This is a genomic window from Gordonia alkanivorans NBRC 16433 (assembly GCF_000225505.1).
Taxonomy (GTDB): domain Bacteria; phylum Actinomycetota; class Actinomycetes; order Mycobacteriales; family Mycobacteriaceae; genus Gordonia; species Gordonia alkanivorans.
The window spans coordinates 62,754-82,090 of the sequence record NZ_BACI01000092.1 but is presented as its reverse complement, the minus strand read 5'-3'; the positions used below and the strand labels follow the sequence as shown (position 1 = coordinate 82,090).

General features: G+C 67.6%; 13 protein-coding genes. 6 read left to right on the top strand and 7 right to left on the bottom strand.

Annotated features, from left to right (window positions below):
• Positions 1-184: 184 nt before the first annotated feature.
• The 4 genes from GOALK_RS16170 to GOALK_RS16155 all read left to right on the top strand — a co-directional run bounded on the left by GOALK_RS16170 (position 185) and on the right by GOALK_RS16155 (position 5,662).
• Positions 185-1,684 (top strand): HNH endonuclease, encoded by a 1,500-nt coding sequence (locus tag GOALK_RS16170; RefSeq protein WP_040004268.1) that lies wholly within the window; start codon positions 185-187, stop codon positions 1,682-1,684.
• A gap of 20 nt (positions 1,685-1,704) precedes the next feature.
• Positions 1,705-2,277 (top strand): dCTP deaminase, encoded by a 573-nt coding sequence (gene dcd / locus GOALK_RS16165; RefSeq protein ID WP_006359909.1) that lies wholly within the window; start codon positions 1,705-1,707, stop codon positions 2,275-2,277.
• A 76-nt stretch (positions 2,278-2,353) separates the two neighbouring features.
• Positions 2,354-3,790 carry a UDP-glucose dehydrogenase family protein gene (locus tag GOALK_RS16160; RefSeq protein ID WP_006359908.1) on the top strand — a complete coding sequence of 479 codons (1,437 nt, stop codon included), beginning with the start codon at positions 2,354-2,356 and terminating at the stop codon, positions 3,788-3,790.
• Positions 3,791-3,871: 81 nt separating this feature from the next.
• Entirely contained in the window at positions 3,872-5,662 is a 1,791-nt protein-coding gene (locus GOALK_RS16155) for a hypothetical protein (protein WP_006359907.1), read from the top strand.
• Between the two features lie 12 nt (positions 5,663-5,674).
• On the opposite strand, the gene GOALK_RS16150 is transcribed toward GOALK_RS16155, so the two are convergent.
• On the bottom strand, positions 5,675-6,265 hold the full coding sequence (locus GOALK_RS16150) for a TetR/AcrR family transcriptional regulator (RefSeq protein WP_006359906.1): 591 nt from the start codon (positions 6,263-6,265) through the stop codon (positions 5,675-5,677).
• Positions 6,266-6,371: 106 nt separating this feature from the next.
• On the opposite strand from GOALK_RS16150, the gene GOALK_RS16145 reads away from it, so the two are divergent.
• Positions 6,372-7,997 (top strand): DHA2 family efflux MFS transporter permease subunit, encoded by a 1,626-nt coding sequence (locus tag GOALK_RS16145; protein WP_006359905.1) that lies wholly within the window; start codon positions 6,372-6,374, stop codon positions 7,995-7,997.
• Here the strand turns inward: GOALK_RS16145 and GOALK_RS16140 are convergent.
• The 6 genes from GOALK_RS16140 to GOALK_RS16115 all read right to left on the bottom strand — a co-directional run bounded on the left by GOALK_RS16140 (position 7,959) and on the right by GOALK_RS16115 (position 18,474).
• Positions 7,959-9,086: a PDR/VanB family oxidoreductase gene (locus tag GOALK_RS16140; protein ID WP_040004267.1), complete on the bottom strand. Its 1,128-nt coding sequence runs from the start codon at positions 9,084-9,086 to the stop codon at positions 7,959-7,961. The genes GOALK_RS16145 and GOALK_RS16140 overlap by 39 nt on opposite strands.
• Before the next feature lie 9 nt (positions 9,087-9,095).
• Positions 9,096-10,007 (bottom strand): metal-dependent hydrolase, encoded by a 912-nt coding sequence (locus GOALK_RS16135; protein WP_006359903.1) that lies wholly within the window; start codon positions 10,005-10,007, stop codon positions 9,096-9,098.
• A complete protein-coding gene (locus tag GOALK_RS16130; RefSeq protein WP_006359902.1) occupies positions 10,004-11,782 on the bottom strand; it encodes an SDR family oxidoreductase in 1,779 nt (592 codons plus the stop codon). Before GOALK_RS16130 ends, GOALK_RS16135 begins: the two co-directional genes overlap by 4 nt.
• Positions 11,783-11,967: 185 nt before the next feature.
• On the bottom strand, positions 11,968-13,221 hold the full coding sequence (locus GOALK_RS16125; RefSeq protein ID WP_040004266.1) for a pyridoxal phosphate-dependent aminotransferase: 1,254 nt from the start codon (positions 13,219-13,221) through the stop codon (positions 11,968-11,970).
• Between the two features lie 120 nt (positions 13,222-13,341).
• On the bottom strand, positions 13,342-16,860 hold the full coding sequence (locus tag GOALK_RS16120) for a (Fe-S)-binding protein (protein WP_006359900.1): 3,519 nt from the start codon (positions 16,858-16,860) through the stop codon (positions 13,342-13,344).
• A gap of 240 nt (positions 16,861-17,100) precedes the next feature.
• Entirely contained in the window at positions 17,101-18,474 is a 1,374-nt protein-coding gene (locus GOALK_RS16115) for a WS/DGAT/MGAT family O-acyltransferase (RefSeq protein WP_006359899.1), read from the bottom strand.
• 167 nt (positions 18,475-18,641) lie between these two features.
• Here GOALK_RS16115 and GOALK_RS16110 point away from each other — a divergent pair, with 167 nt between their 5' ends.
• A complete protein-coding gene (locus GOALK_RS16110) occupies positions 18,642-19,211 on the top strand; it encodes a SanA/YdcF family protein (RefSeq protein ID WP_006359898.1) in 570 nt (189 codons plus the stop codon).
• Positions 19,212-19,337: the final 126 nt, after the last annotated feature.

The window sequence follows — 19,337 nt, the reverse complement described above, 5'->3', positions numbered from 1 at the left end:
ATGTTCTGCCATTGAACTACATCGGCGTGCGAGCGCTGGGCTCGCGATCGAAAGCCTAGCAAACTGCGGTCGGGGTCTCCGCGAGCGGCGCGAAGATTTCTTGCGGATCGGGTTGCGCACCTGCGTAGACGTACGTACACTCGAACATAGTTTCGAGTAAAGCCATGATGACGGGGGTTAAATCATGGCTTTCTGCGAGCCATCTGCATCACAACCACTTCTTCTCGACCAGTACGAGCGTCTGCACGCATTGCTGGACGAGATCAGCGAGACGGTGTCCACGGACTGTTCCGACACCGACCTGCTCAAGGTCGCGATCGAGCACGAGCGCGCCGAGCGTCGCATGCTCACCTCGTTCGCCGACCACATCATCGACATCGACGAACGCTCCGCGTACCGGAAAGCCGGCTGCCAGACCGTCACCAACTTCGTCACGAGCGTGCTCAACCGCAGCGGAGAGGCCAACCGGCTCCTGAATCGCGTGTGGGCAATCGGGAAGTTCCCCGACATGCAGGGCGAGGTACTCGAGCCGCGATTTCCGGAGACCGCCAAAGGCGTTGCCGAAGGCGGGATCTCGGGGAGGAATGTCGACGTCATCGTCGAGGTGATGAAAAAGGTCCCGGCCGCCGTCGACCCGGCCGACCGTGAAGCCGCCGAGGCGACGCTTGCGCATTACGCGCGCGACTACGATCCGTCGTCGCTGCGCCAGCTCGGCGCACGCATCCTCGCGCACCTCGACCCCGATGGGAGCCTCACCGACGATCGCGATCGCGCCCGAATGCGCGGCATGCGCCTCGGTCCGCAGGACGCACAGCTGATGTCCAAGCTGACGGCCACCCTCGATCCCAAGACCCGCGCCATGCTCGACGTCGTGCTGGCGGTGTGGGCAGCGCCGGGTATGAACAACCCCGACGACCCGGAGTCACCCGCCGGAGACCCAGGGAACGCAGATCCCGACGCCCTTGCGGCGGCCGCCGAACGCGACGACCGATCGGCCGAGAAACGCAATCACGACGCCTTCAGTGCTCTACTGCGCCTGGTGCTCGACAGTGGCGCGCTCGGCCGATCCCACCACGGGCTGCCGCCGCAGGTCATCGTCACGATCACCGAATCGGCGCTCCGCGAGCGGGCCGGGGCTCCCGCGCGCACTGCTACAGGCGCGCTACTGCCGATCAAGGATGCCGTCGAACTCGCCGCCGAGTCGCAGCAGTACCTCGAGGTGTTCCGCGACCACACCAGTGAGGTCCTCTACCTCGGACGCGCCAAGCGCCTCGCATCCCGGGCCCAGCGGATCGCCGCGGTGGGCCGCGACGGTGGCTGCACGTGTCCACGCTGCACCCGGTCGTCCTTCGACTCTGAACTCCACCACGTGGCCGAATGGACGGCCGACCACGGTCCCACCGACATCGACAACATGACCACCGCATGCGGACCGCACAACCGTGCCGTCGGCCCCGGCGAGGACCAGTGGGCCACCACGATCGCCACGGAGGGGGTCGACGCAGGTCGCGCTGTCTGGCACCCGCCGACGTCGCACCCGGATCAGACCCCCAGGGTCAATCACGCCAACCGCACCGACGAGGTCCTCAACCGCATGCGCGCCGACGCCCGACGGCGCCGGTCGGGCGGCCGCGGGGGAGGTGAATCGTCCGGGCCGTCGGACACCGCCGCAGATCCACCGTGACCATTCGATAACCTCGACACGTGCTGCTCTCCGACCGCGACATCCGCTCCGAGATCGCTGACGGGCGCCTCGCCATCGATCCATTCGATCCTGCGCTCGTCCAGCCCTCCAGCGTCGACGTCCGGCTCGACAGTCTGTTCCGCGTGTTCAACAACACCCGGTACACCCACATCGACCCGGCCCAACGCCAAGACGAACTCACCACCCTTGTCGAACCGACAGAGGGTGAGCCTTTTGTGCTGCACCCGGGTGAGTTCGTGCTGGGCTCCACCCTCGAGGTGTGCAGCCTGCCCGACGATCTCGCCGGACGCCTCGAAGGAAAGTCGTCGCTCGGTCGCCTCGGCCTCCTGACCCACTCGACCGCCGGCTTCATCGACCCCGGCTTTTCCGGCCACATCACCCTGGAACTCTCCAACGTGGCCAACCTGCCGATCACACTGTGGCCAGGCATGAAGATCGGCCAGCTGTGCCTCATCCGCCTCAGCAGCCCGGCCGAGCACCCCTACGGCAGCGAGAAGGTCGGCTCGAAGTACCAGGGACAACGCGGCCCCACCCCGTCCAAGGCGTACCTGAACTTCATCAAGAACGACTGACAGTTCACCCACCCGATCACCACACGCAACGCGACGGTTGGTTGGCGGCACACCTGCCTGGGTAATCGTTGCGACCATGAAGCTCACGGTGATCGGTTGCGGGTACCTCGGCGCGACGCACGCGGCCTGCATGGCCGAACTCGGCCACGACGTCGTCGGTATCGACATCGACCCGCAGAAGGTCGAACGCCTGCAGGCCGGCGACGTCCCGTTCTTCGAACCCGGGCTCTCCGACATCCTTCGCCGCAACCTCGACGCCGGGCGACTGCGCTTCACCACCGACCATTCGGTCGCCGCCGACCACGCCTCGGTCCACTTCATCGGCGTCGGCACCCCGCAGGAGGTGCGAGGACACCGCGCCGACCTGTCCCACGTCCACGCGGCCGTCGATGCGCTCGTGCCCACGCTGCGGGGCACCCACGTTCTGATCGGCAAGTCCACCGTCCCCGTCGGCACGTGCGAGGAACTCTCGCACCGCATCTCGCACCTCTCGGCCCCCGGAGCCGACGTCGATTTGGCGTGGAGTCCGGAGTTCCTGCGCGAAGGCTTCGCCGTCGAGGACACCCTCGCGCCCGACCGGATGGTCGTCGGCGTCGGACGGCTCGTCGACGACCCGCGGGTCCCGCAAGTGGAATCCCTGGCCGGCGAGGTCATCCGGGACATCTATCGCGAAGTCCTCGAAACCGGTATCCCGCTCATCGAGACCGATTGGGCCACCGCTGAACTGGTCAAGGTGTCCGCGAACGCCTTTCTCGCGACGAAGATCTCGTTCATCAACGCGATGAGTGAACTGTGTGAGATCGCCGGCGCCGACGTCGGCACACTCGCTGACGCGATGGGCCACGACGCCCGGATCGGACGGCGATTCCTGAACGCGGGACTGGGATTCGGCGGCGGCTGCCTGCCCAAGGACATCCGGGCGCTGACCGCCCGTGCCGACGAGATGGGCGCACCTCGCGCGGTCGGGTTTCTGCGCGAGGTCGACGCCATCAACATGCGACGACGCGGTGCCGCCGCGGAACTGGTCGCCGAAGCGCTCGGGGGAGAGGTGCTGGGTCGCAACGTCGCCGTCCTCGGAACCGCATTCAAGCCGGAGAGCGACGACGTCCGGGACTCTCCCGCACTCGCCGTCGCGGGCCGTCTCGCACTCGACGGTGCATCGGTCACCGTGTTCGACCCTCAGGCCATGGACAATTCGCGTCGGGTGCAACCGATGCTGAGCTATGCGAGCTCGGCGCGCGCGGCCTGCGATCGAGCGGATGTCGTCGTCGTCGCAACCGAATGGGCGGAGTTCGTGCACATGTCCCCGGACGAGCTCGCACCGGTGGTGCGGCACAAGCGCATCGTCGACGCGAGGCGCTGTCTCGACTCTCAGGCCTGGCGGTCGGCGGGGTGGGACTACCGCGCGCTCGGCGGGCCCGTGCCCGCGCGAAAAACTGAGACAACTACTTCGTTCACGCAGGTGAACGGGTTGCCGTCGAAAGCGATTCCCCGCGTAGACGTGTTAGGTTGAACCCCGCGATTGATCAGGGGGGCACCTTCTCGCCGTGGGGGCGTGCTGGGCGAGGTGCACACAAGTGCAGGAATTAGTCAGATGACCGACACAGTGTTCGATTCGGCTGTGGGGCCGGCCTCTGCGGCAGCAGAGGTCCCGGTGGACCCCACAGTGCTCGACGACGTGCGGTCCAAACTCCGTTCGCGCGGTCTGGACGACGATCCTCAAGTGGTTCTCCTGGGGCTCGACGGGAACGGATGCGTGTCGGTCGGACGTTTCGACACATCCCGCGGCACGGTCGCCGACACGTACGCCGACGCCGCGCTGTCGCTCGGGGCGCTCGACCGTGCCATCGCCGACCACCTGACCCGGATCGGACGGGTCGAATCCCCGACCTCGCCCGAGTGGCAGGACGAACTCTTCGAGCTCATCTCGCGCGGACGTGAACGACTGCAGGATTCCGATGGCACATTTTTGATGGGACGCCGACACATTCGGTTGTTCCGGATGGCGCGGCGAGATGTCGAGGAGGCCGGTGGTGCGCTCATCGCACGCGGTGAAGAGTTGGCTCGTGCGGCGGTGGCCGGCGCGCAGGCCCATGCAGTCGTCATCGCCGACGGCCTGGGCGTGTGGCCGGGTCTCCGCGACGGGATCGCGAAAGCCGTACCGGTACCGATCGTCGACGCCGCTCCCGGTCCGTTGACCGACGCAGTACCAGCCGGGCCGCTCGGTGTACCCCAAGACAAGCCCGAGGTACCCCAAGACAAGCCCGAGGTACCCCAAGACGAGCCCGAGCCAACAGTGACCGCCGAGAGTGACGCGACCGGTACCGACAGCCCGCCCACGACCGTCGAGGAGCCCGCGGCCGACAGCAACAGCGCTGACTCCGCGGAGGTCACCGACGCGACCGACAGCTCAGACCCGGTCGAGCCGGAACCCGTGGACGACCGAGACGAGACACCGGCGTCCATGCAGGCGGAGGCGGCCGAGACGTCGGACGGTCGCGAGTCCGACCCTGACGACAGCGAGGCCGACCGTGACGACAGCGAGGCCGAGGTCGAGGACGTCGTCGACTCTGCGCCAGAGGACCTCGTCGACGTGGCGCCCGAGCGTGCTGCCGTCGAGGTGACCGCACCGACCGCTCCGAAGGTGTCCGGGTCCGTCGGGCCTGACGACGCCCCGACCGGCAAACTCTCGCTGCCGTTCGATTCGCCGTCCGGAAGCCCCGGTCGCTCAGGTGATTTCCCGGTCATAGGTGCCGAGCAGATGTTCCAGGCGCCTGTTGCGCGCCCGGTGGACCATGCTCCCGCAACGGCATTCGGCGCCCTGACGGCACATTCCGGACCCCCGCCGGTTCCGGAACCCGTGCCGGTTCAACACCACACGCCGGTCTCACCCGAGGGCAGCTTCCGGACGCCGCGGCCCGATGCCGGCCATCCCGGTGCGGGCCCAGCCCCTGACATGCCACCGCATGCGAACGTCCCTGCACCGGAAACACTTTCATTGGTCAATCGGCCAGGTCCGGCGCCGGTTCGCCCTCGGCGTGAGGTCCCGGCGAAGCGGGTGTTGGCAGGAGTGGCACTGGTGTGCGCGCTCGCCATCATCGGAGTGGCGGTCGCACTGGCCGCGGGGAGCAACGGTTCCTTCCCGGCGCCGGTCGCCGGTCCTACCACGCCGACCACGACGGCGCCGACCACCCAGGAATACGCCGATCCGGCCATCTTCGCGGAGGCACGTCAACCGGCTCAGCGCTACACGCCACCGCCACCGCCCGTGGCGACGAACGAGCCGGCACCTGCACCTCGACCCCGCTCCCGCGCACCGCGACCGCAGCGTGGTGTGACGATCCCGAATCCGATCCCCGGACTGCCGCCGATCGTCCTGCCGTGATCGGGCAGGGGTTCACTCGGCAGGCTGTGCCCGCAGACCCCGCGCGATGAAGTCGAGTACGTTCTCGTAGTTCGTGTCGGCATCGACGTTCGGCGGCAGCGCACCCATGAGTTCCAGACTCACCGCCCCGTGCACCGCCGACCAGGTCTGCATCGCGAGCGTCGTCGGGTCGCCCGTCGCGACCACGCCCGCGACCTGGCCGTAGCGGATGACGTCGACCAGCACCTCGAACGCATGAGCCGCGACCTCGAGGTCCGGTGTGCACCGGGCGGAGAACATCAGTCCGTAGACCACGGGACTCGACGTGGCAAAGCGACGGTAACCGCGCCCCGAGCTCCGCAGGCGCGTGGACGGATCGTCGTCCGTCGCGGCCACCGCACGACCCAGCTCGGCGTAACCGTCGGTGACCAGCGCATCCAGCAGCCCGTCGCGGCCGTCGAAGTGGTTGTAGACGCCCATCGGCGCGACCTTCGCCTCGGCCGCCGCCGCTCGCACGGTCAGTCCCGCCTCGCCGTCGCGCTCGAGGATCGTGCGGCCGGCACGGATGAGGGATGACCGGACTTCGGCGGCTGAGGTTCGCGTGCGCGGCTTCGCGGGAGACATATTGACAAGCTACTAGCACGGTGTTCTTCTTGTATAGAACGGTGTTCTACAACAGTGGTACGGCGTTCCATATCTGAACTCTCGCTCACGGAACAGGAGAATGCCGATGCGTACTGGACGTATGGGCTCACGCTGGTGGGCGCTCGGCGCCCTCAGCTTTGCCGAACTGCTGGTCATGATCGACAACACGATCGTCAACGTCGCCCTGCCGACGCTGGCCCGCGACCTCGACGCCGGGATCTCCGGCCTGCAATGGATCGTCGACGCGTACACGCTCGTCTTCGCCGGCCTCCTCCTGACCGGCGGCTATCTGGGCGACCGGTTCGGTCACCGGCGGATGCTCCTCACCGGTGTCATCGGCTTCATGGCGGTGTCGGTCCTCGCTGCGTCGTCGCAGAGCCTCGGACAGCTCATCGCTTCCCGCGGCGGCCTCGGACTCTTTGCGGCACTGGTGTTCCCAGCGACGCTGGCGATCATCACGACGATCTTCGCCGACGCCAAGGAGCGGGCGATGGCCGTCGGCATCTGGGCGGCGGTCTCGGGTATCGCCGTCGCCATCGGTCCCGTGACGGGTGGCTGGTTGCTCGAGCACTTCTCGTGGACCTCGGTGTTCTGGGTCAACGTCCCGTTCGGGCTGGCCGCGCTCGCCGTGATCCTCGCGGTCGTGCCCGGTACCCGGCCACTGGCGGTGCCCCGATTCGACGCTGTCGGAGTGAGTCTCTCGGTCGCCGGTCTGGGGTTGCTCACGTACACCCTGATCGAAGCGCCGCACGTCGGTTGGGGTGAGACCCGCACGGTCCTCGGAATCGTCGCTGCTCTTGCGATTCTGGCCGTGTTCGTCGTGACCCAACTGCGTATCGCCCATCCCATCCTCGACGTGCGGCTGTTCGCCAACCGGCACTTCGCCACCGCGGCCGGGATGATCAGCGTGGCGTTCTTCGCGCTCTTCGGGTTCATCTTCCTGATCACCCAGTTCTTCCAGGCGGTCAAGGGTTACGGCCCACTCGCCGCCGGTGTGCGAACCCTGCCGTTCGCCATCGTGATGGCGGTGCTGTCGCCGGTGGCGATGGCTCTCTCACACCGGTTCGGGGCGCGCTACGTCGCGGTGACGGGTGCCTTCCTGATGTCCGGTGGGTTCGCGCTCGTCGAGTTGTCCTCGCGGACATCGGGATACTGGGAGCTCATCGTCTGGGCGATGTTGCTGATGGCCGCCGGCCTGGCGTTCATCTCGGGTCCGTGCACGCAGCTCATCATGGATGCGCTGCGTCCGGAACAGGCTGGTGCGGGCAGTGCGGTCAACGACACCACCCGCGAGATCGGCGGCACGCTCGGCGTCGCGGTACTCGGCTCGATCCTGACCTCGGCCTATGTCGCCGGCATCGGGGATCGGCTGTCGGGCAGTGGGTTACCGCGCGAGGTGGTCGCCACCGCGGAACAGTCGGTGATGGCCGGGGTCGAGGTCGCCGGCCGGGTGCCCGCCGCCATGAGCGACACGGTCCGCGCCGCGGTCCAGGAGGTCTTCATGGACGGCCTGCACAACGCGGTGTGGGCGGCGGTGGCCATCACCGCGGCAGCCGGTGTGGCAGCGGTGTTCCTGCTACGCGGCACGGTTGCCGGGCGTCACGTGCCCTTCGAGACGCATCCTCCGCAAGCTCCTCAGGGAACAGGGGTTGCGCGTGCGCGGGGGGATGTCTCACAGATCGAGCGTGAGGTTCCCGCCGGCACTGCGTGACACGCAGGTCAGCATCGTCCCGGCCTCGCGTTCGGGCTCGGTCAGGATGTTGTCGCGGTGATCGATGTCGCCGGACAACGTCCTGACCTTGCATGTGCCGCAGAAGCCTTGCTGACACGAGTACGGCACCGACGGCATCACCCGCCGGATCGCCGCGAGCGCCGACTCGTCGGCGGCCACCGGGATCTGTGCACCCGTGGACGCCAGCGTCACCGTGAACGGTGAGCCGTTCTCCACCGGAGGCGGACTGAAGCGCTCGTAGTGCAGCTCGATGTCGGCGCGGTCGGCCAGATGGCGGCGGAGGCTCTCCAGCATCGGCACCGGCCCGCAGCAGTACACGGCGAGATCGGCGTCGGAATCGGGGACCGGGCCGACCAGCTCCGACATGGTCGGGAGTCCGTGCTGATCGTCGGTCCGGATGGTGATGCGGTCGCCGAACTTCGCGACCTCGTCGAGGAAGGGGATCGAGTCCGCGGAGCGCCCGGTGTAGATCATCGACCAGTCCAGCCCGAAGCGCTCGGCCACCGCGAGCATCGGCAGGATCGGCGTGATGCCGATCCCGGCGGCGATGAAGCGAATCCGACGTGCGGGGGAGCCGTGGCCGGGAACCGCCAGCGGAAAAGCGTTGCGCGGACCCTTGATCGACACCACATCCCCGACCTCCAGGGCGTCATGGACCTCGATCGAACCCCCGCCGCCGTCGGGGATGCGACGCACCGCGATGCGGTAGTGCTCGTGATCGGCGGTGTCACCGCACAGCGAATATTCTCGCATCCGCCCGGATGGCAGCAGCACGTCGATGTGGGCGCCGGCGTGCCAGGACGGCAACACGCCCCCATCGGCGGCGGCCAGCGTCAGCGCGATCACGTTCTCGTCATATGCGACGACTTCGCGATTCACGATGCGCACCTGAGTGATCCCAGGGTTGGCCGGTGCCGGCCTCAACGGGGACAGTGGACGCCACGCAGGCCACCAGGCCCGCATGAACGCGGTGCCGACCGTGAGGATCGGATCACGGCGCCACCGCCCGTAGAGATGTGGGGGCGGTTGGGTCAGGCTCGTCGAATGTGGATGTGCGCGTTGATTCATCGGAGTCCCTCACGCGGCGTTGCGCGCGGCCGGCGACGAAGCGAGGTAGGCGACGGCCTGGGCGGTGCTGCCGATCTGCTCCGGGCGGAACCCGGGACGGAAGTAACTGAACGTGGAGAAGACGATGCTCCGCAGCGGCGGGAGCACGTCGGCGCGTACGCCGCGGTGGAACTGCCACTTCTTCTGGATGTAGTTGAAGGACACCGACGTGTCCTGCTTCATGATGAAGCGGTATCCGCGCTGCACCAGGAACAGCAGTATCGGGAGGACGGCGAGCATCGCGCGCCCGCGGCGCAGGTAGCTGTCCCCGAAGTACGCGGCGACGTCGTGCGCGACGGCGCGGTGTTCGACTTCCTCGGCGCCGTGCCACATGAACAGGTCGGCCATCGTCGGATGCGCGCCTGCCTCGATCCAGTTGTTGTTCAACGCGAAATCGCCGAGCACTGCGGTGTAGTGCTCGAGCGCCGCGATCAGCCACAGGCGCTCGACGAGGTGCTTGTGGCGGGCCTCGGTGGAGCCGCTCGTCGCCGGACCGAGAACCCGACGGAAGATCCACTCCATCTGCAGCTGGTAGGGGCGGGGATCGATGCCGTGGTGATCGAGGAACTCCCACAGCACGTGGTCGTGGGCCTCGGCGTGCATGGCCTCCTGGCCGATGAAACCTCGCATCCGGGAGGCGAGTTCCTCGTCGGCGACCAGCGGCAGCGCCTCGTTGTAGGTCTGCACGAACCAGCGCTCACCCTCCGGTAGAAGGAGATTCAGCACGCTGATGAAGTTCGAAGCGACGGGGTGACCGGGAATCCAGTGCAGGGGGACGTCGTCCCAGTCGAAGGCCACATTGCGGGCGTGTAGTTCGACGGGTCCGGGATCGGCCTGATCGGTCGGGGACAGATCGGGACGCGGGCGTTCGACGGTGCTCATCCGGTGACGTTCTGTCGGGCGCCGATGCGCGACAACCACGGCGCGAAACGGTAGATGCGATAGCCGACCTTCGCCTCGGGCGTCACCGGGACGACGGCCTTGTTGTGCTCGATGGCCGAGACGATCTCGGTGGCCACCCGATCCGGGGTGAAGCCACGACGCTGATAGAAGCGGTCCAGGCGATCCCGTTGTGACTGTTCGGAAGCGGAGTCGAGACCGGCGATCGGCGTCGACGCCACGATGTTGGTGTCGACGATGCCCGGGCAGATGGCGCTCACGCCGATGCGGTGCTCGGCGAGCTCGGCCCGCAGCGACTCGGAGAACAGCAGGACACCGGCCTTCGACGCCGAGTACAACCCGAGGCTGCGCGAAGGCGTGAACGCCGCGGCCGACGAGACGTTGACGATGTGTCCGCCGACCCCGCGTTCCACCATCTGCCGGCCGAACTCGCGGCTCCCGGTGATGACGCCGCGCAGGTTGACGTCGAGGAGTCGGTCGACCTGCTCGTCGGTAGCGGCGAGAGCTCCACCGGCCAAACCGATTCCGGCGTTGTTGAGCACGACGTCGGGGACGCCGTGCTGCTCGCGGACCGCCGCGGCGAAGGACACGAACGCGTCGGTGTCGGAGACGTCGAGCAGGTAGGCGTGAGCCACCGCCCCGGCGACCTTGCAGGCCTGCTCGGTTTCGGCCGCGGTGTCCAGATTCCGATCGGCGAGCACGAGTTCGCAGCCGCGCTCGGCGAGAAGAAGTGCGGTCTCCCGCCCGATACCGCTACCCGCACCGGTGATCACGACAAGCTTGCCGGCAAGGGGTTTCGGTTCGCCGAACACCCTCGACCGTTCGACGGTCGGCGGGGAGTCGCCGCCGGTCTGGGCGGCCAGAAAGTCCAGGACCGTCTCGGTCAGATAATCCGGGTTGGTGTACGGCAACCAGTGGCCGGTGGGGGTGTCGCGTCGCCACAGCTTCGCCGCAAAGGTCGGGGTGTTCTCGTAGATGGCCGGGCGCAGGGCGATGTCGCGTTCGTTGACCACCTGCAGGACGGGCACCGTTGTCGGGCGCGGCTCCGGACGGAGGAGCTTCTGGCGGATGTTGGCTCGGTACAACGCGAGCCCGGTGATCATGTCGCGGCGTAGGGTTCCGGCGACGACGACGTTCTCCGGTGGCGTGCCCTCGACGGTGTGCAGGAAACGCTTCCACGCCCGCGGATTCCCAAGCGCGGTCAGCAGCGCGTTCGGGAGTACGGGAAGCTGGAACAACCCCGTGTAGGCCGACGAGAGCGATTGCGTCGCAATGGTTCGCACGCGGTGGGGCGTCGGACGGGTCAGCCCGTTGCGGAGGAAGTGGCCGAGGTGATCGAGATTCGGCCCGGAGACCGAGACGAAGGATGCGATGCGGGTGTGCGCCCGCGGCCGGCTCACGGCCTCCCACGCCTGGACCGAACCCCAGTCGTGACCGACGACGTGGACGGGAGCGTCGGGGCTGACGGCTTCGGCGACGGCGAAGAGGTCGTCGGCGAGCTCGGCCAGCCGGTACGCCCCGACCTTGCGCGGGCGATCGCTCTCGCCGAAGCCGCGGCAGTCGTAGGCCACCACGTGGTACTTCTCGGCGAGCCGGGGCGCGATGTGCGTCCAGAGGTGGTGAGTGTCGGGCCAGCCGTGAACCAGCAGGACCGTCGGATTCCCCGGGTCGCCGAGCTCGAAGGTCGCCAGCGTGACGTCGCCGGACACCGTCCCCCGCCGCCAGTCGGGCCGCACCTGCACTGCCTGTTCGGACATCCGTGTCACCTCGCTGTAGACCCCGATTGGAGTTACACGTTACCAACGGTTACATAAATGTCTAGACCCTTGCGCGAACCCGTCTCAGTGCGGATTCCCCGGTTACGCGGACCGAAACCAGACCGGGACGCGAAAAGGCCCGGGTCCACTGAGACCCGGGCCTGCCGCCGCGTGGGAGCTGCCGCCTACTGGCGGTACGAGGAAAGGAAGTTGCCGATCCGCTCGACGGCCTCTTTCAGGTCGCGTGACCACGGCAGCGTGACGATGCGGAAATGGTTGGTGTCATCGAGGTTGAACCCGCTGCCCTGCACGACGAGGATCTTCTCCTGCAGCAGGAGGTCCTGGACGAACAGCTCGTCGTCGTGGATCTCGTGCACCTCGGGATCGAGGCGCGGGAAGGCGTACAGGGCGCCCTTGGGCTTCACGCAGCTGACGCCGGGGATCTCGTTGAGCTTCTCCCAGGTGACGTTGCGCTGCTCGTAGAGCCGGCCGCCGGGGGAGACGAGCGCATCGATGGACTGATAGCCGCCGAGCGCCACCTGAATGGCGTGCTGCCCAGGCACATTCGCGCACAGTCGAGTGGAGGCGAGGATGCCCATGCCCTCGATGAATCCCTTGGCGTGTTCCTTCGGGCCGGTCATCACGACCCAGCCGGCGCGGTACCCGCACACCCGGTACGCCTTCGACAGGCCGTTGAAGGTCAGGCACAGCAGATCGGGAGCCAGCGACGCGACGTTCACGTGCTCGGCCTCGTCGTAGATGATCTTGTCGTAGATCTCGTCGGCCAGGATCAGCAGCGAGTGCTGACGAGCCAGTTCGACGAGCTGCTGCAGGACTTCGCGTGAGTAGACCGCGCCCGTCGGGTTGTTGGGGTTGATGATGACGATCGCCTTGGTGCGGTCGGTGATCTTCGACGCGATGTCGGCGATGTCGGGGTTCCAGCCGTTCGCCTCGTCGCAGCGGTAGTGGACGGGGGTGCCCCCGGACAGCGACGTCATCGCCGTCCAGAGCGGGTAGTCCGGTGCCGGGATCAGGACCTCGTCGCCGTCGTTCAGCAGCGCCTGCATCGTCATCGTGATGAGCTCGGAGACACCGTTGCCCAGGATGACGTCGTCGACGTCGAAGAAGGGGAAGTCGGGGATCAGCTCGTACCGCGTGACCACCGAACGACGAGCGGACAGCACACCGGCGGACTCGGAGTATCCCTGCGAGTACGGGAGCGCGTGGATCATGTCGCGCATGATCACGTCGGGTGCCTCGAATCCGAACAGAGCCGGGTTGCCGATGTTCAGCTTGAGGATGCGGTGGCCCTCCGCCTCGAGCCGCTGCGCGTGCGCGTGTACGGGTCCGCGGATCTCGTAACACACGTTCTGCAGCTTGAGCGACTGCTCGAGCGGCTTGAGGTTCTGGTTCAGATGCGACACATGGGGCCTACTCACGAGTTCAATTGTCGCAGCCGGATGCAAATGGGTTTCCGCCAGTGCTGTCCGACCGTGGTCCAGAGCACGAAAAACGGGCCCCGACCGTGGTGGTCGGAGCCCGTTTCGGTACTGCTGTGACTACTTGTGGCCGGGCCGCTTCTTGCCGGCCGCGATGCCGAAGCCCTTGGCCTTCGACGCCCCGGTCTCGGCGATGGTCCGGGCGTCGCCCGAGCCGTTGTCCGACGGGGCCGGGACCTCGGTCCCGTTCGCCTCGGCCGGCGCCTCGGCTGCCGGGGTCTCCTCGACTTCGGGTGCCTCGGCGGGCTCCTCGGGTTCCGGAGTCGCCTCGGGAGCGGGAGCGGCCTCTGCCGGTGCTGCGGCGGGTGCCGCCGCTTTCGGCGCGGCCTTGCTCGCCCCACCGGGGCGCTTCTTGCCCGCGGCCATGCCGAAGCCCTTGGCCTTGGCCGGCTTCTCCTCGGTCAGCGCCGCAGCCGAACCACCCTGGGGTGCCTCCGCCGCCGGCTCGGCCTCGGCAGCCGGTGCCTCGGTCGCAGGGGCCTCAGCGGCGGGGGCCGCCACCGGAGCGTCCGCAGCCGCGGACGGCTTGGGAGCGGCCTTGCCGATTCCGCCCGGACGCTTCTTGCCCGCAGCCATGCCGAAGCCCTTGGCCTTGCCCGGCACTTCTTCCGTCGCCGCTGTGGCGGTGGCGGTGGCCGACTCGGTGTCGACGGTCGGGGCGGCATCGGGTGCCGACTCGGCCTCGTCGACCTTGTTCTCGGCGGGAGCGGTCACACCGGCGTCGGCTGCTGCCGCGTTCGGGGTGGACGCCTTCTGGCCGGGACGCTTGCCCGCGGCCATGCCGAAGCCCTTGGCCTTGGCCGGCTTCGCCTCCGCGGTCTTCTCTGCTGCCGGTGCCTCGGCCTTCACGGCCTCCGACGACTCGGCCTCGGCGGGAGCAGGAGCTGCCGAAGCGGCAGGCTTGCTCGCCGCACCCGGACGCTTCGCGCCGCCCTTCATGCCGAAGCCCTTCGAGGCGGGCTTCGTCTCGGCCGGTGCCTCAGCAGGAGCCTCGGCGGGTGCCGACGCGGCGGCCGGTGCTGCAGCCGCAGCACCCGGCTTCTTGCCGCCCTTCATGCCGAAGCCCTTGGAAGCGGGCTTCTTCTCGGCCGGAGCTTCCGCCGGTGCCTCGGTTTTGGCTGCGGCGCCGGGCTTCTTGCCACCCTTCATGCCCAGGCCGACCTTCGGCTTCGGAGCAGCCTCGGTGGTTGCGGTCGCGGTCGCGGCCGCTGCGGCCGGGACCTTTTCGGGTTCGGGCTCGGCCTCCGGCTCGGGAGCGCTCGGGCGCGGGCCGAGGTAACGGCCGCCGAGCTTGACCTCGGTCTTGCCGCGCTTGACCGAGTCGAGTAGCAGCTGTGCGACGTCGACGACCTCGACCTTGCCCTCGGACTCGGTGCCACTGGTCCGGGCGGTCACACCGTCGGTGAGCATCACGCGGCAGAACGGGCAGCCCGTCGCCACCTTCTTGACCTCGCCGGTGGTGTCGCCGAGGGTGTCGAGCGCCTCGTCGACCCGGTCGAGGTTGATGCGCTTGCCGATCTGCTCTTCCATCCACATGCGGGCGCCGCCGGCACCACAGCACATGGACCGTTCGCCGTGACGCGGCATCTCGGTGAGAGTCGATCCGGCCGCACCCATCAGCTCACGCGGGGCGTCGTAGACCTTGTTGTGGCGGCCCAGATAGCACGGGTCGTGGTAGGTGACGCCCTCGCCGAGCGGGGCGACCGGCACGAGGCGCTTCTCGCGGACCAGGCGGTTGAGTAGCTGCGTGTGGTGGACGACCTCGTACTTGGCGCCCAGCTGCGGGTACTCGTTGCCCAGTGCGTTGAAGCAGTGCGCACAGGTGACGACGACCTTCTTGCGCTGCTCGGGTGCGGTCGAGAAGACCTCGCCCAGCATCTCGATGTTCTGCTGCGCGAGCATCTGGAACAGGAACTCGTTGCCGGCGCGTCGTGCGGAGTCACCGGTACAGGTCTCGCCCTCGCCGAGGACCATGAAGTTGACCGCGGCCATGTCGAGGAGCTCGGCGACGGCCTTGGTGGTCTTCTTCGCGCGGTCTTCGTAGGCGCCGGCGCAGCCGACCCAGAACAGGTACTCGAAGCCCTCGAACGACTCGACGTCCTTGCCGAAGACCGGGATGTCGATGTCCATCTCGTCGATCCAGGCGGTACGCGCGGAGGCGTTCTGGCCCCACGGGTTGCCCTTGTTCTCGAGGTTCTTGAACATGCCGGCCAGTTCGGTCGGGAAGTCCGACTCGATCAGGACCTGGTAGCGGCGCATGTCGAGGATGTGGTCGACGTGCTCGATGTCGACCGGGCACTGCTCGACGCAGGCGCCACAGGTGGTGCAGCTCCACAGGGTCTCGGTGTCGATGACCGCACCCAACGCCTCGGGATCGAATTCACCCTCGGCCGACTCGATGCCCTCGCCGCCGCCGATCTTGCCCTTGGACTCGCCGACCAGCTTGCGGGAAGCCTCGGCGCGAGCGGCCTCGGGGATCGCGTTGAGCTTGGCCTCGTCGACGTTGCCGTCGGCGTCGACCAGGCCGACCTCGTCGCCGCCCATGTCCTTGCGACCACCGGCCAGCAGGTACGGGGCCTTGGCGTTGCCGTGGTCGCGCAGCGACATGATGAGCAGCTTCGGCGACAGCGGCTTACCGGTGTTCCAGGCCGGGCACTGCGACTGGCAGCGGCCACACTCGGTACAGGTGCTGAAGTCGAGCCAGCCCTTCCAGGAGAAGTCCTCGATCTTGCCCGCACCGAACGCGTCGACGTCCGGATCGGCGGTCTCCATGTCGAGGACCTTGCCCTGGCTCATCATCGGCTTGGCCGCACCGAGGGCGACGCCGCCGTCGGCCTCACGCTTGAAGTAGATGTTGAAGAACGCCGAGAAACGGTGCCACGCAACGCCCCAGTCGGTGTTCAGGCCGACGACGGCCAGCCAGACCATGCCGCTCATCAGCTTGATGACCGCGAAGATCGACACCAGCGTCGGCGACGCGGGCAGGATCTTCGCCACGTTCATGGTGAAGAAGTCCGAGTAGGCGTTGGCGTGACCGTAGGTCGCGATCTTCGACGCCTTCACCAGGATCATGCCCAGACCCTCGAGCAGGACGACGGCCTCGACGAAGTAGGCCGCGCCGAAGCGGGATCCGGAGAACCGCGAGATGCGCTCGGGGACGCGCGGGTGGTTGAGCTGGCGGATGACGATCAGCACCATGATGCCGACCACCGTGCCGATGCCCAGGATCTCGTCCCACAGGCGCCACGCGAAGGTGTCACCGAAGACCGGCCAGTGGAACTCCGGGTTGATCGACTGGCCATAGGCCTCGAACCACAGCAGGGCGCCGCCCATGAAGCCGATCATGACCAGCCAGTGGGCCCAGCCCACCGTCCGGAACTTCACCATGCGGGTGTGGGCGATGAACTCCTTGATCATCGTCACCAGTCGCGGGATCACCGGCCAGAATCGGGACCCGTCGACCTTCTGGCCGAGTTTGATGGTGCGGAACATCCGCACCACTCCGCCGAGGAACAGGTACCAACAGAAGAGGCTGATCACCGCTGCTGTGGTGCCGATGGCAATCGTCGTGGCTGTCACGGGCGCGTACCGGCCTTTCGTCTAGGTCGTCCCGCCGCCGGAGGAAGCGCACAGAGTGCGCAGGGCTGTCCCCGCGGAGCGGTGTACTACAGGTAACCGTAATTCTTCGCGCCGGTGGCGCGCTGCCAAGGTTGGCCTAATTCTTGCTGGTCTAAACTCACACCGAATGATACTCGCCAGTAACTTACTGTCGAGTCAGGGTGGGGAGGATCCCAATTCGCTTCTCGGGCTGCTCCGGGGTCAGCGGACGTGGGCCACTTTCTCGAGCTCTTCGAGAGCGGTGTCCAGGTGTGTCAGCAGTCGCTGCAGGCTCGGGACCTGCGCGCGAGCGCCGATCAGCCCGAAGTTGATGTGTTCGGCGGTGCTGGTCACGGTGATGTTCAACGCCAGGCCCTCCATCGCGATGGAGACCGGGTAGAGGCCGTCGAGTCGAGCGCCATTCCAGTACAGGTGCTCCGACGGTCCCGGCACGTTGCTGATGATGATGTTGAACTGTGGCGGCACGTACTGGACGAAGCCGGGGATGGTCGCGAAGGCGAGCGGCGCGAAATTGGCCGCGCCGAGCGCGAGCGCCTGCAAGGGTCTCAGGCCGCGGACGACGTTCTTGGCCTGGCGGGCGGATGCGACGACCGAGTTCAGCCGGCGTTCGGGGTCGGGCTGGTCGGTGGCCAGGTCGACCATGATCGCGGTGACGGCGTTTCCGTCTTTCTCCTCGTCGGTGTGCATCGACACCGGCACCGCGGCGACCAGCGGGGAGTCGGGCAGAGCGTCCTGATCGACGAGGTATGACCGAAGTGCGCCCGAACACATCCCCACGACGACGTCGTTGAGTGTGATGTCCAGGGCGTCGGCGACCGCGCGCAGCCGACCGAGTTCCCATTGCTGGGCGGCGAACCGCCGCGCACTGCCGATCGCCACGTCGAGTATGGTTCGCGGCGCGCGGGACACCGGCGGCACGAAGTCCGGTTCCCGCACGCCGGCGAGTGCCACCTTGACGGCCGCCGGGCCGAGGCCGGCGATCTGTAGCCCGGTATCTGCGAGCCCGGACAGCCGTTCGCGCAACGACGTAGCCGGTCGGGGACGCTTCTGGCCGACGAGGGCCGGATCCCACGGCGCGGATCCGGATCTGTCGTCAGGGTCAGGCGAGAGCATGCGCTGCAGGAGGCGAAGTGCTGACACGCCGTCCACGATCGAGTGATGGATTTTGGTGTAGATCGCGACCCGGCCGTCCTCGAGCCCCTCGATGATGTGCAGCTCCCACATCGGGCGGTAACGGTCGAGAAGCGCGCCGTGACTGAGTGAGACGTATCGCAACAGTTCCCGGATGCGCCCCGGCCTGGGGAGAACCGTGCGCCGGACGTGATAGTCGTAGTCGATCTCGGCGTCGTAGGCCCAGGCGAAGTTGCCCAGCATGGTGACCGGCGGGGCTGGGCGCTTGCGGAACAGCGGATGGACCTCGGCGCACGAGGAGAACGCCTCGATGACCTCTTCGACGAGTTCGGTCGCCGACTGGCCCTCGCGCGGCACGAACAGTTGAAGCCCGCCGACGTGCATCGGCTGCTCACGTGTCTCGGCGAGGAGGAACATCGACGAGGTCACCGGCATGTACTGCATGCACACTCTCTTCCACGGTTGTCGGATACGCGTCGGGGCTGAGCGCGGCAGATGGTCTCAGTATCGGCCCGGGGGTCAGGGAGCGGCAGCGAATTGTCATCTTGGGTGAGATGTATTCCTACACCTAGGTTGTACAGGTGAGGTCAGCAGCACGTCTCGTCGCGCCGGTGGTGCTTGCGGTGCTGGTGGTCGTCGAACTATGGGTCACCGTGGCGGCTACCTGGATGTACGTCGTGGCCGGTGACCGGGTCCTCGACGCCGAGCAGGTGCCGGACGGGTCGACGCTACTGGTGCTCGGTTCACTGGTGGAGGACGGCGTTCCCGGTGACTACGTCCGCGGCCGGCTGGACGTTGCGGCCGAGCTGTACCGGGATGGGCGAGTCGTACGAATCATCAATTCCGGCAACGGTTCTCCCGCAGCGGGCGACGAACCGGCGGTGATGCGGAGCTACCTCGAAGCCGCGGGGGTCCCGGCGCAGGTCATGGTCGACGACCCGCAGGGACTCGACACCGCGACCAGCTGTCGCCGGGCGCGGGGGGTGTTCGGCGTCGACCGACTGGTCGTCGTGACCCAGGACTTCCATCTCCGGCGCGCCATCGCGCTGTGCCGTGGCGAGGGGGTCGACGCCCGCGGCGTCGAAGCCGAATGTGACTGTCCGTCATGGACATTGGTGCGCAACCACATTCGTGAGACGGTGTTCGCGGGCCCGAAGGCGGTGCTGAGCCGCGCCGGCTGAGGTCTCTGGGTGCGTGCGCCGCGTGCGGAACCGTCGAGTCCTGTTCTATGCGGGGTCCTAGTTCGGTTAGGCTAGCCAAGTCCAGAGGGCGGTCGCTTCGACGGGGAGCGGCCGGAGGAAAGTGAG